We start from the raw sequence: 12,731 nt of genomic DNA, 5'->3' as shown, positions 1-12,731 counted from the left end.
GTTGCGTTGGCGGTGGGGTCCCATCACGAGCCGAGCCAAGAGCGGGCCACACCTGAGGGGTGAGGTCAAGTCGACGAAAAGCGTGTCGACTTGACCTCACCCCTCAGGTGCAGCAAGAGCTATGGCGCGACTCGTGATGGGACCCCACCGCCTGGCCCGTTCGGTAAGGACGGCTCGTCTTCGGCTTCGCGGGTTGATGTCTGCGTACCCGTTCACTCTGTGGTGGAGGCCCAACCTCGTTGTGTAGGTTGGCAAACCTATGCGTGGGAACAAGTTCTTCGTGGCGCTTGGTGTGGGTGTGGGTGTGGGTGTGCTGGCGGTCTGCGCTGCCTGTTCTACTGCCGAGCCGCAGACTCAGGCGCCGCCGCCGCAGATTCCGAAGATCACTCCGTCCACCGTCCCGTCTCGGGTGCCGGTGATGGTGGATCGGGCGTTGCCGGACGACTGTGAGCTCGTGGTGTCCGTCGAGGTTATGAACGCGACGCTCGGGCAGGAGCTTCCTGGGGAGCCCCGGATCATCATCGGCATCAAGGAGCCTGGGATCGGGCGGACCGGGAAGATCGACTGTTACTACGGGATTCCCCCGAAGAAGAACCTTCCGGACGCCAAGATCGTCATCGGGTTGTCTACCTACAACGACGACCTGACGGCTCGTACTCGCGTTGCCGAGAGCGTTGAGGCTGAGCGGGCCGACGGTGCGAAGATCACCGAGGTCGACGTCGGCAAGCAGAAGGGGATGCTCGTCGAGGGCAAGGACGAGCAGTTGTTGATCGGGTCGCTTGGGAAGTCGACGTTCGTGGTGCGCAACCGGAACAACTTCATCCCGAAGGAAAAGCTCATCGCGGTCCTGCCGGTGCTGGCCGCGCAGTCGATGACGCCGCCGGTATAGCGGGAGATGGCGTACACGCGGTCGTTGCTCGCCCGGCTAACCTGACCGGCATGCTCAGGGTGGGGTTGACCGGGGGGATCGGGTCCGGCAAGTCGACGATCGCGCGGCTGCTGGCGGAGAACGGTGCTGTCGTCATCGACGCGGACAAGCTTGCGCGTGAGGTGTTGGAGCCGGGCAGTGACGGGCTTGCGGAGGTCGTCAAGGCGTTCGGTGAGGACGTGCTGAACGCGGACGGCACGCTTGACCGGGCGGCGTTGGCGGCTAAGGCGTTCGCTACCGAGGAGGCTCGGCAGACGCTCAACGGGATCACGCATCCCCGGATCGGTGCGCTCACCGGGCAGCGGATGTCCGAGGCTGCCGAGGACGCCATCGTGGTGCACGACATCCCGTTGCTGGTGGAGCGGGACATGGCGGCGATGTACCACCTGGTGATCGTGGTCTTCGCGGACTCGGCCACGCGGTTGGAGCGGCTCGTCACCGGTCGCGGGATGGATCGGCGGGACGCCGAGAACCGGATCGCCGCGCAGGCCACCGACGAGCAGCGCCGGGCCGTTGCGGACGTGTGGCTGGACAACAGCGGTGCGGTTCCGGATGTCACGGCGTTGTGGGATCGGCTGGTGGCCTTCGAGAAGAACGTGCGCACTGGCTCGTACGCGTCGGGGTCGCCGATCGTCGTGCCCTATGACGAGCGGTGGCCTGCGCAGGCGCGGCGGATCGCTCGCCGGATCAGCGTGGCGGCCGGTGGGCGGCACGTCGAGCACATCGGGTCGACGGCGGTGCCGGGGCTCGCGGCCAAGGACGTGCTCGACTTCCAGCTTGCCGTCGAGGACATGGAGACCGCGGACGATCTGCGGGAAGCGTTGGCCCAGGCTGGGTTCCCGTACATCGGGCCGTACGTGGACACGCCGCGTGGCGAAGGTGACTGGAGCAAGCGGTTGCACGCCGGGGCTGACCCTGGGCGGCGTGTGAACCTGCACCTGCGCGTCGAAGGTGCTCCGAACTGGCGGTGGGCGGTCGACTTCCGCGACTGGCTGCGGCACGACGCGCAGGCCCGCGAGGAGTACGCGAATCTCAAGCTCGAGCTGTCACAACGGTTTGCGGGCGACGCCGGCGCCTTCGCCTACGGTGAGGCGAAGGAACCCTGGATGGAGGCGGCCGCGCGGCGCGTCGAGGCCTACAGGGGTGGCCAGGAGTCGTAGATGCCGTGCCACGTCAGCCACGACGTCAGGTTGTGGTTGACGTTGCTGAGCTCTTCGAGGGTGCGGTGGACCGTGCGCAGTGCCTGGTCGGCGTCGCCCGGTCGCAGCACGCGGCCCGCGACCGCGGCGGCGAACTCCTCGCTGCGCACGATGCGGGCCGTGGTGCCGCCGGGGACGGCCAGGCCCAGCAGCAGGTCCGTGGTCTGCCAGTGGCGCTGGTCGCGCTCGACCCGCACCGCGGACAGCACGCTCGGGCTGCTGCGCGCGTGCCGGGAACGCGGGCGGTGAGTGGTCAGGCGCAGGCCCAGTTCGGGCATCAGCCAGGTGACCTCGGAGTCCGAGAACGGGTCTTCCGGAGTGGGATGCTCGATTCGCAGACCCCACCGTTCGGCATAGCACGAACTGAGCGTTCGTGAGCCGCCCGACGAATACGAGCGCACGCCCGAAATGGTGTCGACGACATCGACCAACTGAGGTGTAGTGACCGCTCCCACGACGCCGAGCGTAGTCAAATATGTGCTCCCAGTAACACGCTGGGTCGATTTGTTACGTCACGGTCAGGTGACGAACACGCTCTGTGTATCAGCGCCAGGTCGTGGGACAACCCGAATAGGTGAGCCACCTGATCACATCGTGACCGTGCGCTGAAATGCCGGACACCGCCGAGTAGGTGGTTTCCAGCGCCCATTGCGCGCGTTCCGCGGAGAGCAGGTTGTGCTGAACTGCGGAGATCAACTCGTCCGTGTCCAAAACAGTCACGCTGTGGCCCGTCCGGACTATCAGGTCGAGGTACAGATCGGTTGTTTTCCAGACGCTGCCGATCGCGTTGATCTCCACGACGTCCACGTAGAAGTCGAAGTCGAGCTGGTGTCCGGGGTGCCAGGTCTGGCGCGTCACGCGGATGTTGAGCTTCGGCAGGAACCAGCTCTCGAAGTGGCTGATCTTCGGATGCCCCGCGAGCGGCCGGAACATGTAGAGGCCGGTCGGCGTGAGCCGGAACTCGTCGACGCTCCTCAGCTGCCCCTTGGGATCGGTGTTGCTCTTGGCGTCCAGGTCGAAGTACTCGATCTTCGGCGGATGGATGTGTGGCACGTCCGCGATACTGCCATCGTCGGGCGCCGCGGCCACCTAGGATGCCGCGCATGTTCGGGATCATCCGCCCCTGCCGCAACAGAATGGGCGCTGAGCTGCGGTCCGCGTGGCTCTCACACCTTTGTGGAATGTGCCTGTCGTTGCGCGACGAGCATGGTCATCTCTCGCGTCTCGTCACGAACTACGACGGGCTGATGATCTCGGCCGCGGTGGAGGCGCAGTCCGGCGTCTCGCGGCGGTCGGCCGGACCCTGTGCGTTGCGCGGCATGAAGTCCGCGGACGTGACCATCGGGTCCGGGGCGCGGCTGGCTGCGTCGGTGTCGCTCGTGCTCGCGTCGTTGAAGATCGAGGACCACGTGGACGACGGCGACGGGCTCGCCGGCCGCGTGGGGTGGGCGGGGCGCGCGGTGGCGCGGCGCTGGGCCTCCAAGGGGCTGGGCACGGCGTCCGACCTCGGGTTCGACGCTTCGGTGATGGTGGACGCGGTGCGGCGCCAGCCGGAGGTGGAGGCCGGGGCGGGGCTGGGCAGTTCCGTGCTCCTGGTCACCGAACCCACCGAGACCGCGACCGCGTTCGCCGTCGGGCAGACCGCGATCATCGCCGGCAGGCCGGGGAACGTGGAGCCACTGCGCGAGGTGGGCCGGCTGTTCGGGCGGGTGGCGCACCTGATCGACGCCGTGGAGGACCTGGAGGAGGACCGCGCTTGCGGCGCGTGGAACCCGTTGCTCGCCACCGGGACGCCCGTCGAGGAGGCGCACCGGCTGTGCCTGGACGCGGTCGCGGGGATCAGGCTGGCGCTCGGCGACGTGGAGTTCACCGACGCGCGGCTCGTGCACAAGCTGCTGGTGCACGAGCTGGAGGAGTCGATCATCCGGGTGTTCGGCAAGCGCAGGCGGCACGAGTACCCGGCGGGCAAGCCCCGCTGGTCCGATCCCGGCAGCGGGCTGTGGGCGTACCCGAGGCTGAACTGGCAGCGGCAGCCGCGCGGGTGCTTCGAGGGCTGCGGGGCGTTCCTCTACATGTGCGGCACGTGCCAGTTCTGCTGCCGCGACCCGTTCCCCGGCCCGTGGAGCGACAAGCGGCGGGACGGGTGCGACCCTGGGTCCGACTGCGGCCCGAACTGTGACTGCGACTGCAACTGCTGCCCCTGCGATTAGGCCTCTGACCAGGCACAATCGGAAATTGTCAGACCCTCGGCGTAACGTGCTTCCCGTGGCTTTCGCAACCGAGCTCCCGCCAGAGGAAAGCACCGTCAAGGCGCACTCCGAACACCGTCCCGTCGGCGACATCGTCCGCACCGACGGGCAGTTCCGCGTGGTCAGCGACTACCAGCCGGCAGGCGACCAGCCGGCGGCGATCGCCGACCTCGAACGGCGCGTGCGCTCCGGTGAGCGCGACGTCGTGCTGCTCGGCGCCACGGGTACCGGCAAGTCGGCGACCACGGCGTGGCTGGTCGAGAAGCTGCAGCGCCCCACCTTGGTGATGGCTCCGAACAAGACCCTGGCCGCCCAGCTGGCGAACGAGCTGAAGGAGCTCTTCCCGCACAACGCGGTGGAGTACTTCGTCAGCTACTACGACTACTACCAGCCCGAGGCGTACATCCCGCAGACGGACACGTACATCGAGAAGGACTCCTCGATCAACGACGACGTCGAGCGCCTGCGCCACTCGGCCACGATGTCGCTGCTGACCCGGCGCGACGTCATCGTGGTCGCGTCCGTGTCGTGCATCTACGGCCTGGGCACGCCCCAGTCGTACCTCGACCGCTCGATCCCGCTGGAGACCGGTGTGGAGGTCGACCGCGACGCGTTCCTGCGCCTGCTGGTCGATGTCCAGTACACCCGCAACGACATGTCGTTCACCCGCGGCTCGTTCCGCGTGCGCGGCGACACGGTCGAGATCATCCCGTCCTACGAGGAGCTCGCCGTCCGCGTCGAGTTCTTCGGCGACGAGATCGACAAGCTCTACTACCTCCACCCGCTCACCGGCGACGTGGTGAAGGAGGTCTCCGAGCTCCGGATCTTCCCCGCGACGCACTACGTGGCGGGCCCGGAGCGCATGGAGCGCGCGATCCGCGACATCGAGGCGGAGCTAGAGACGACGCTCGCGCAGATGGAGCGCCAGGGCAAGCTGCTCGAAGCCCAGCGCCTGCGCATGCGCACCCAGTACGACCTGGAGATGATGAAGCAGGTCGGCTTCTGCAACGGCATCGAGAACTACTCGCGCCACATCGACGGGCGCGGGGCGGGCACGGCCCCGGCGACGCTGATCGACTACTTCCCGGACGACTTCCTGATGGTCATCGACGAGTCGCACGTGACGGTGCCGCAGATCGGTGGCATGTACGAGGGCGACGCGTCTCGCAAGCGAAACCTCGTGGAGCATGGCTTCCGATTGCCCTCCGCGATGGACAACCGCCCGCTGACCTGGGAGGAGTTCGCCGACCGCATCGGCCAGGTCGTGTACCTGTCGGCCACCCCCGGCCCGTACGAGATGGGCCAGTCCGGCGGCGAGTTCGTCGAGCAGGTCATCCGCCCCACCGGGCTGATCGACCCCGAGGTCGTCGTGAAGCCGACCGAGGGCCAGATCGACGACCTGGTGCACTCGATCCGCGAACGGGCGGAGCGCGACGAGCGGGTGCTGGTCACCACGCTCACCAAGAAGATGGCCGAGGACCTGACGGACTACCTGCTGGAGCTGGGGATCCGGGTCCGCTATCTGCACTCCGAGGTCGACACGCTGCGCCGCGTCGAGTTGTTGCGGCAGTTGCGTCTGGGCGACTACGACGTGCTGATCGGCATCAACCTGCTGCGGGAGGGGCTCGACCTCCCCGAGGTGTCGCTGGTGGCGATTCTCGACGCGGACAAGGAGGGGTTCCTGCGGTCGGGAACTTCTCTGGTGCAGACGATCGGCCGTGCCGCTCGTAACGTGTCCGGTGAGGTCCACATGTACGCGGACCGGATCACCGACTCGATGCGGCACGCGATCGACGAGACCAACCGGCGGCGTGAGAAGCAGGTCGCGTACAACACCGAGCGCGGCCTCGACCCGCAGCCGTTGCGGAAGAAGATCACCGACATCCTGGAGGCCGTGTACTCCGAGATCGAGGACGAGGTTCCGGTCGGCGGGTCCGGGCGGAACCAGTCCCGCGGGAAGCGCGCCGCAGGGGAGAGTGGCCGGTCTTCCGGGGTGGTGACTTCGGCGGAGCGGGCTGGGATGGCTCGGTCCGAGTTGGCTGACCTGGTGCAGTCGCTGACGGATCAGATGATGAACGCTGCCCGGGATCTGCAGTTCGAGTTGGCTGGCCGGTTGCGGGACGAGATCCAGGATCTGAAGAAGGAGTTGCGGGGGATGGACGCCGCAGGGGTCAAGTGATCCTGGGCGCGTTGGTGAGGAATGACGGGCGTGATGGCGGCTTTCGTCGTGCCCGTCCAACAGCGGCTTCATCACCGTTCTGGCTGACTGCTCGCGTGCGGGGTGGCGTGTCCACTGTGGAGGCGGGTTGCGTGCGGTGGGTTAGATCGCCGTGTGCGTTGCGTAGTCCGGTGCTCTTGTAACGATTCGCGCCTCGCGCGTAAATCGCCCTCTGGGGTGAGATGTTCGCGGTCTGCTTTCGCCGGGGCCGTGGGCGGCCATGATCTCGGGGTGGATGTGGACTCCCACCTTGCCGCGGTGGAGCAGGCGCTGATCGCTGTGCGGCGTAGTCAGTCTCGTCGGGCCTTGGCCGAGCTGGCTGTGCCTGCCTTTGACGTATTGGATGTCGTGGAGACGGCTGAGCGGACCGGGGCTCAGGCCACGGTTTCCAGTGTTGCCTTGGCTCTGCACGTTGATCAGCCTCGGGCCAGCAAGCTCGTCACCAGCGCCGTCGAGACGGGGTTGGTGGCGAGGATCGCGGACAAGGCCGATGGGCGGCGGGTGTTGCTGGTGCGGACGCCTCGGGGACGGGCTACGTCCGCTGAGCTGCATCGGGCCCGGCAGAGTGCCTGTGCCGCCGCGATGGCGGACTGGAGTGAGGAGGAGCGGGTGGTGTTCGCCCGGCTGCTCACTCGTTTCGTTGCCGTGTTCGGCGCGCGATAATTCTGTTGTGACACTGGATGAGTTGATCGTCTACTGCGCCGGCAAGCCCGGTGCCGAGGAGACGTATCCGTGGGGCGAGGCCGAACTGGTGTGCAAGGTCGGCGGGAAGGCGTTCGCCTTCATCGGGCTCGACCTGCACACCGTCGGGTTGAAGTGTGGTGCCGACGCCGAGGCTGCCTCGGTGTGGCGAGAGCGCTTTCCCGGTGACGTCACGGTGAGCGGGTACGTCGGGCGGTACGGGTGGAACACCATCGCGCTCAAGGGGTCTGTGCCCGACGACGACCTGCTGGAGCTGGTCGACGGCTCCTACGAGGCCGTCGTCGCGCGGTTGCCCAAGGGGAGGCGGCCTGCCGTCTAGTGCCATGATCGGCAACCTCCGGCGCTCAGCGGGGCGCCTCGCGGCACCTCCCCACGCCCGGCAACCATCACAGCCAACCAGGATGAGGACGCGGGGCCGGCACCACGATGCACCCGTCTGACCGCCGAAATACGGGGCAAGGCTGCCGGTCACGGCACTGGCAGCGACCCGCTACTGGCGTTCTTCCGGCTGGATGATGCCGAAGATGTTGTTCTCGGTGTCCTTGTAGTACGCGAGCAGGCCGACGCCGGGCATCTTGTCCTTGGGCAGGGCCACGGTGCCGCCGTTGACCTCGATGGCGGCGATGGTCACGTCGATGTCGGGCACGCTGATCGTCATGACGTAGCCGTGGACGGGTGCGTCCGGGGCCGGGTCCGGGCCTCGGCGGGGGAGCAGGCCGCCGTTCACGCCGGGCTGGTCGTCGTCGCCGGTCACGATGGTCCAGTAGGGGATGTCGCCCCACTGTTCGATCTTCCAGCCGAAGACGGAGGAGTAGAAGTTCCGCGCTCGCCCGGGATCTGCGGCGTGGATCTCGAAGTGCACAGGACGTGACATGAGAGGGCACGCTACTCCGGACAGTGGTTGTCCGCATTGGTCTCTACGGTGGCCGCATGGCAACCGAAATCCAGATCTCGTTCGACGCCAACGATCCGCCCAAGCTCGCCGGCTTCTGGGCGCAGGCGCTCGGTTACGTGCAGCAGCCGCCGCCTCCCGGCTTTGCCACGTGGGAGGAGTTCGCGGTGAAGAACAACATTCCGTTCGACTCGGTGGACGACTACGCGGCGATCATCGACCCGGACGGCAAGGGACCGCGGTTCCTGTTCCAGCGGGTGCCCGATGGCAGTTGCCGTTGAGACAGAACCGGCGCACTCTGGGGTTATGACCAGGTACGTTGCACTTTATTGCCGCATCTCGATCGACCGCCGGGGACGCAAGGAAGGCGTTCAGGCACAGGAGCGTTGGGGGCACGAGTACGCCGCTGCGACGTGGCCTGGTATGCCCGTTCGAGTCTTTAAAGACAACCATCTTTCCGCCGCTGATGACGACGTTGTGCGACCGGATTACGAGAATCTGCGCGCGGCGATCAATCGGGGCGAGGTAGCGCACGTGTGGTCGGTGGAGCAGTACCGGATCGAGCGGCGCGAGATTCAATGGTTTCAGTTGGCCGCCGAGATGGACGCTGTGGGTATTACGGAGCTGCACACAAATCGTGACGGCATCGTGCGTGTGCAAGATGAGGTAGCGGGAATCAAGGCCGTGCTTGGCGCTGGCGAGGTGCGCCGGTTGAAGCGGCGCATCAATGACACGCTGGCGGAAAAGGCGGCGTTGGGCGAGCCTGCCGGTAGTCGCCCGTTCGGCTACAAGCACGGCAAGCTTGCGGACGGCACGAAAACCTATGTGCAGGTTCCGGCGGAGGCTGCCGCTATCCGGCAGGCTGCGGAATGGGTGTTGACGGGTTGGTCTCTCGCAAACATCGCGAAACAGTTTCGAGAGCGCGGTTTGAGAGGTGCGCACGGCGGCACAATTCAGCCGAGTGCAGTGCGAGGGATGGTGTTATCTCCGACGATTGCCGGGCACCGTGTCTACCGGGGTCAGATTGTGGCGCGCGGAAACTGGAAGCCGATTTTGGATGACGCGACGTGGCAGGCGTGCCGATTGAAGTTGTCACAGCCACGCCGGGTTACCCGTGCTGACGGCAAGGGCGAGTATGCGGTTGGTGAGCGCCACATCGGAAATCCGACTGGTCGTAAGTATCTGTTGACTGGTGGTCTCGCGGTGTGCGGGGTGTGTGAGCACAATATGACAGGTACGACGCAAACGGTCGGCAAGCGCCGAGTTCCGTACCTCACCTGTCATCCCAACAAGGGCGGTCGGGGCTGCACGGGCATCGTGCTTGAGAAGGCGCAGGCCAGCGTGGTTGAGCGGCTGTTCGAGAAGCTCGACAATCCGGAGTTCCTGGCGACTGTCGCGGCCGATGAACACGGCGCACGGCGTGCCGAGATTTCGAACGCGCTGGACGCACTCGACAAGCAACGCGGTGAACTGGCGGCGTTGTGGGCCACGCCGGGTGAGTTGACCGCTACGGAATGGAAAGAGGCGCGGCACGGACTGAAAGAGAACGAGCGCGAGTTGCGGCGTGAACTGGCGGAGATGCCGCCACCGGTGATTAACGTCAATATCGAGGGTGCTAAAGAAGCTTGGCCGGACATGACGTTGGATGAGAAGCGTGAATTTCTGCGGCTGTTCATCGTGAAAATCACGGTGAACCGAGCGCGCCCCGGAGCGCCACGCCGGTTTGATCCGGAGCGGATCGAGATCGATTACGTGGCAAGGTGAGTGAACGCGAAACCGGCAGCACCCACACTCGGGTGCTGCCGGTTTCGCGTTCACTCACCTTGTTTTCGGTCGTCATCACCGTCGCCCTTACGGGGTAGTGGGATGCTGTTTCTGACCTGCCGTCGTGCTAGTGCCGCTCGGATGATGCGTCCCGCTTTAGCGAGCGTGGCCGGATCGTTGTAGGCATAGACACGACCTGTCGCCGCTTCTGGTTCTCGTTCCTGCGTAGAGGATAGCGGCTGACTCCCGGTGGATTCACCTCCTGGCGTTGTGGGGTCATGGTCTCTCACTGATTGTTGTCACCTCCTTTCCCGCGCGGTGGCGCGTTGTCTCGTGTGCTGTCAGGTGAACAGTCCCGACAGAGCGGTTATCCCTTGGATGATCGTCGTGTTGATCGCGCGGGCCATGTGCCCGGCGATCCCGGTCGGCGCGAGGCTCACGCCGAACGCCACTCCGAGCAGGACACCGAGAACCTTCTGTTTGCCGTGCTTGACGGCGTAGAAGATCACCAGTGCCAGAATCAGCGGAACGGCCACGGTCACGGTTTGAGTGGTGGTCATGCTTGTCACCCCCTCTCCGCGCGGCTCAGAGCGTCCGAGACGGCCTGACGGAGGTATCCCCGCCTGTTGCTGTCCCCCTGGCGGATCTGGACCGCAGAGAGCCCCAGAGGCCGCAACGCCTCCGCGAGATCGTCCGGGGTCCATTCCGCGTAGCGGTCGTGGCGGTCGGCGAGCCTGGCCAGCAGGTCCACGGTCCACAGCCGTTCGTCGTCACCGAACGCGGCCAGCACGTCCGCCACGACCATTCGGTCCAGCCCGGCAGGTTCCCCGCTACGCGGGGACGGCAGAGCGAGCACCGCGCGGTGACGGCCGCCCTTGCCGGTCGTGAAGCCGGATTCGTTGCTGTGACGGCGTTTGCGTGCCGCTTCCCATGACACCGCGTCCACCCGGGGGCGGTGCGGTGCGCGCTGTCGCGCCCGGTCGGCTGTGTCCTCGTCGGACACGGGCCGGAACTTCGACAGCACGGGGTCGCGGTAGTGCGGGGCGTAGACGTACCCGCACCCGGCATCCTCGGGGCTGTCGGCCGATGCCGGGTTCAACCGGTCCGGCCGCCACCCATCCCCGAGCATCGACGGCCCGAGCACCAACCGGACGTCCGCGTGCCGACACGCGTGCAGGATCTTGAGCGCCGTGGTGTCGGCGATCGCGTCCCCGAGCGTGTCCGACGTCGCCTCTGTCGAGGCGAGCAACAGAGACACCCGCGCCTTGCGTCCGATGCGGAGGATGTCCACCGCCATTTCCTTGGCAGCATTGGACAATCGCGGATACTCGTCCACGAACACGATCACCGCCGGGTGCTCGGGTGAGGGCACCCACTCACGCCCTGCCATGCCCATGTCCCGCAACAGGTGTGGCCGGACTTCCGCCAGGGCGAGCGCGTCCGCGAGAGCGTCCTCAATGCCCGCGCGGGTGCGCTCGCTGCGCTCGATCGAGTCGGCCAGCACGTCCAAACCCGTGCCTGCCGGATCGAGATCCCACACGGTCGCGTCGGCACAGTCGGTCACCGCGTCGGCCAGCGTGCACAGAGTCGAGGACTTCCCCGAACCGGTGTCCCCGATCACGACCCCGTGCACCCCGAGCAACCCGAGCGCCAACGGCTCACCCGTGATCACCGAACCCACCTGCAACCGGTCGGTGATCGACCGCGACACCAGCGGCAACGCGGTCCGCGCTGGCGCGGCCTGCAAGCCCAGGAACGGGTCTCGTTCGGCCAGCCGAATCACCACCCGGGCACGGCGCGTGCGGTCCGGGGACGCCATCGCCCCGCCCGCCGGGAGATCGAGTGTGGTCTCCAGCGCGGCCAACTTGTCGACCACCTGACTCGGGGTGCCCCGGCGCAAGATCACCGGGACTTCCCACCCCCACCCCTGGCGCACAGCTTCGCCGACCATCCGCAGGTCCACACCCTCAGTGCGCAGCGCCCGTGACACCGCGTCCGCAGCCTCCGCGCGGGTGTGCGCATCGGCGATCGGAAACGGCTCATCCAGGCCACTGTGGACAATCACATCCTGACCATGATCATCTCCAGCCGGCGTGGACCTCACACCCCGCCCTACCAGCGCAAACACACCGCTGGTGATCAAAGCCGCGGCGGCGGTCCCGATCTTGTCCGCGACACCGGTCACCACCAGCGCCACGACCACGGCGACGATCAGCACGAGCACCGACCGCAGCGCGGCCATGCGCGCCCACTCCTCCCGCAACCGCTTCGCGGTCCCGTGCCGCTGGTCGTCATCCATCTGCCGGACCAGACCCGCATACGAGGCGTGCCCGGACGCCCACCGCACCGTGCGCGACAGCACCCACCACGCACCGACCAGGGCGTAGACCGTGGCCCGCCACGTCCAGCGGGGCGCACGCCGCGCGAACCAGCACACACCCCGCCACACCACACCCGGCGCACGGTGCCGCAGCCATCCGACCGCGTCCCGCACGGACGGCCCGGCGACCCGCCACACCGCCCGTACGACCGACCGAACCCACTCCGCCAGCACGGGCCAGACGCGCCAATCCCTAATGCTGCCAACGGTTTCCCGCATCCACGCCGACGCGATGAGACAGGCAGGCGAGCGCAACACGCGCTCGACCCACCACGCCACAACACGTTTCGTGACCGATTTCGTGACGGCCACCGAGCCGACCACGACACCAAACGAGCCCAGCCACCCGAGCAGGGCGGCGCGCACCCGCGCCACCACTGCCCGCGTCACACCACGAAC

Annotated in this window: 13 protein-coding genes; 8 read left to right on the top strand and 5 right to left on the bottom strand. The window is 66.9% G+C overall.

Annotation, left to right across the window (positions count from 1 at the left end; translation table 11 throughout):
* Positions 1 to 259 precede the first annotated feature (259 nt).
* The gene (locus BLR21_RS33530) at positions 260 to 889 is read left to right on the top strand and encodes a hypothetical protein (RefSeq protein WP_090012488.1); all 630 of its coding nucleotides are present in this window, start codon (positions 260 to 262) and stop codon (positions 887 to 889) included.
* A 50-nt stretch (positions 890 to 939) separates the two neighbouring features.
* The gene (gene coaE, locus BLR21_RS33525; RefSeq protein WP_090012486.1) at positions 940 to 2,088 is read left to right on the top strand and encodes a dephospho-CoA kinase; all 1,149 of its coding nucleotides are present in this window, start codon (positions 940 to 942) and stop codon (positions 2,086 to 2,088) included.
* Here coaE and BLR21_RS33520 read toward each other — a convergent pair.
* Positions 2,064 to 2,582 carry a ribonuclease FAU-1 family protein gene (locus BLR21_RS33520; RefSeq protein WP_030476830.1) on the bottom strand — a complete coding sequence of 173 codons (519 nt, stop codon included), beginning with the start codon at positions 2,580 to 2,582 and terminating at the stop codon, positions 2,064 to 2,066. The two genes, coaE and BLR21_RS33520, sit on opposite strands and share 25 nt — an antisense overlap.
* A gap of 88 nt (positions 2,583 to 2,670) precedes the next feature.
* Positions 2,671 to 3,180, bottom strand: coding sequence for a ribonuclease FAU-1 family protein (locus BLR21_RS33515; protein ID WP_090012526.1), 510 nt, complete (start codon positions 3,178 to 3,180; stop codon positions 2,671 to 2,673).
* A 50-nt stretch (positions 3,181 to 3,230) separates the two neighbouring features.
* On the opposite strand from BLR21_RS33515, the gene BLR21_RS33510 reads away from it, so the two are divergent.
* The 4 genes from BLR21_RS33510 (at position 3,231) to BLR21_RS33495 (ending at position 7,615) form a co-directional block, all read left to right on the top strand.
* A complete protein-coding gene (locus BLR21_RS33510; protein ID WP_090012524.1) occupies positions 3,231 to 4,337 on the top strand; it encodes a DUF5685 family protein in 1,107 nt (368 codons plus the stop codon).
* A gap of 55 nt (positions 4,338 to 4,392) precedes the next feature.
* A complete protein-coding gene (gene uvrB / locus BLR21_RS33505; RefSeq protein ID WP_176929915.1) occupies positions 4,393 to 6,555 on the top strand; it encodes an excinuclease ABC subunit UvrB in 2,163 nt (720 codons plus the stop codon).
* Positions 6,556 to 6,852: 297 nt separating this feature from the next.
* Positions 6,853 to 7,257: a MarR family winged helix-turn-helix transcriptional regulator gene (locus BLR21_RS33500; RefSeq protein ID WP_338043525.1), complete on the top strand. Its 405-nt coding sequence runs from the start codon at positions 6,853 to 6,855 to the stop codon at positions 7,255 to 7,257.
* A 7-nt stretch (positions 7,258 to 7,264) separates the two neighbouring features.
* Entirely contained in the window at positions 7,265 to 7,615 is a 351-nt protein-coding gene (locus BLR21_RS33495; RefSeq protein ID WP_030476825.1) for an MmcQ/YjbR family DNA-binding protein, read from the top strand.
* Positions 7,616 to 7,786: 171 nt separating this feature from the next.
* Here the strand turns inward: BLR21_RS33495 and BLR21_RS33490 are convergent, their stop codons facing one another.
* Complete coding sequence (locus BLR21_RS33490) at positions 7,787 to 8,170, bottom strand: VOC family protein (protein WP_090012482.1); 384 nt, start codon at positions 8,168 to 8,170, stop codon at positions 7,787 to 7,789.
* 56 nt (positions 8,171 to 8,226) lie between these two features.
* On the opposite strand from BLR21_RS33490, the gene BLR21_RS33485 reads away from it, so the two are divergent.
* Both BLR21_RS33485 and BLR21_RS33480 read left to right on the top strand, forming a co-directional pair.
* Positions 8,227 to 8,469, top strand: a complete 243-nt coding sequence (locus BLR21_RS33485) for a VOC family protein (protein WP_090012479.1) — start codon at positions 8,227 to 8,229, stop codon at positions 8,467 to 8,469.
* A 25-nt stretch (positions 8,470 to 8,494) separates the two neighbouring features.
* Positions 8,495 to 9,952, top strand: a complete 1,458-nt coding sequence (locus tag BLR21_RS33480) for a recombinase family protein (protein WP_176929914.1) — start codon at positions 8,495 to 8,497, stop codon at positions 9,950 to 9,952.
* Between the two features lie 341 nt (positions 9,953 to 10,293).
* Here the strand turns inward: BLR21_RS33480 and BLR21_RS33475 are convergent, their stop codons facing one another.
* On the bottom strand, positions 10,294 to 10,512 hold the full coding sequence (locus BLR21_RS33475) for a hypothetical protein (RefSeq protein ID WP_090012474.1): 219 nt from the start codon (positions 10,510 to 10,512) through the stop codon (positions 10,294 to 10,296).
* Between the two features lie 5 nt (positions 10,513 to 10,517).
* Positions 10,518 to 12,722, bottom strand: coding sequence for a DUF3631 domain-containing protein (locus BLR21_RS44470; RefSeq protein WP_143028003.1), 2,205 nt, complete (start codon positions 12,720 to 12,722; stop codon positions 10,518 to 10,520).
* Positions 12,723 to 12,731 lie beyond the last annotated feature (9 nt).

Origin of the sequence: Lentzea albidocapillata subsp. violacea (assembly GCF_900100275.1) — a bacterium.
Taxonomy (GTDB): Bacteria; Actinomycetota; Actinomycetes; order Mycobacteriales; family Pseudonocardiaceae; genus Lentzea; species Lentzea violacea.
The sequence above is the reverse complement of the archived record's forward strand: the minus strand, read 5'-3'. Positions and strand labels throughout refer to the sequence as shown.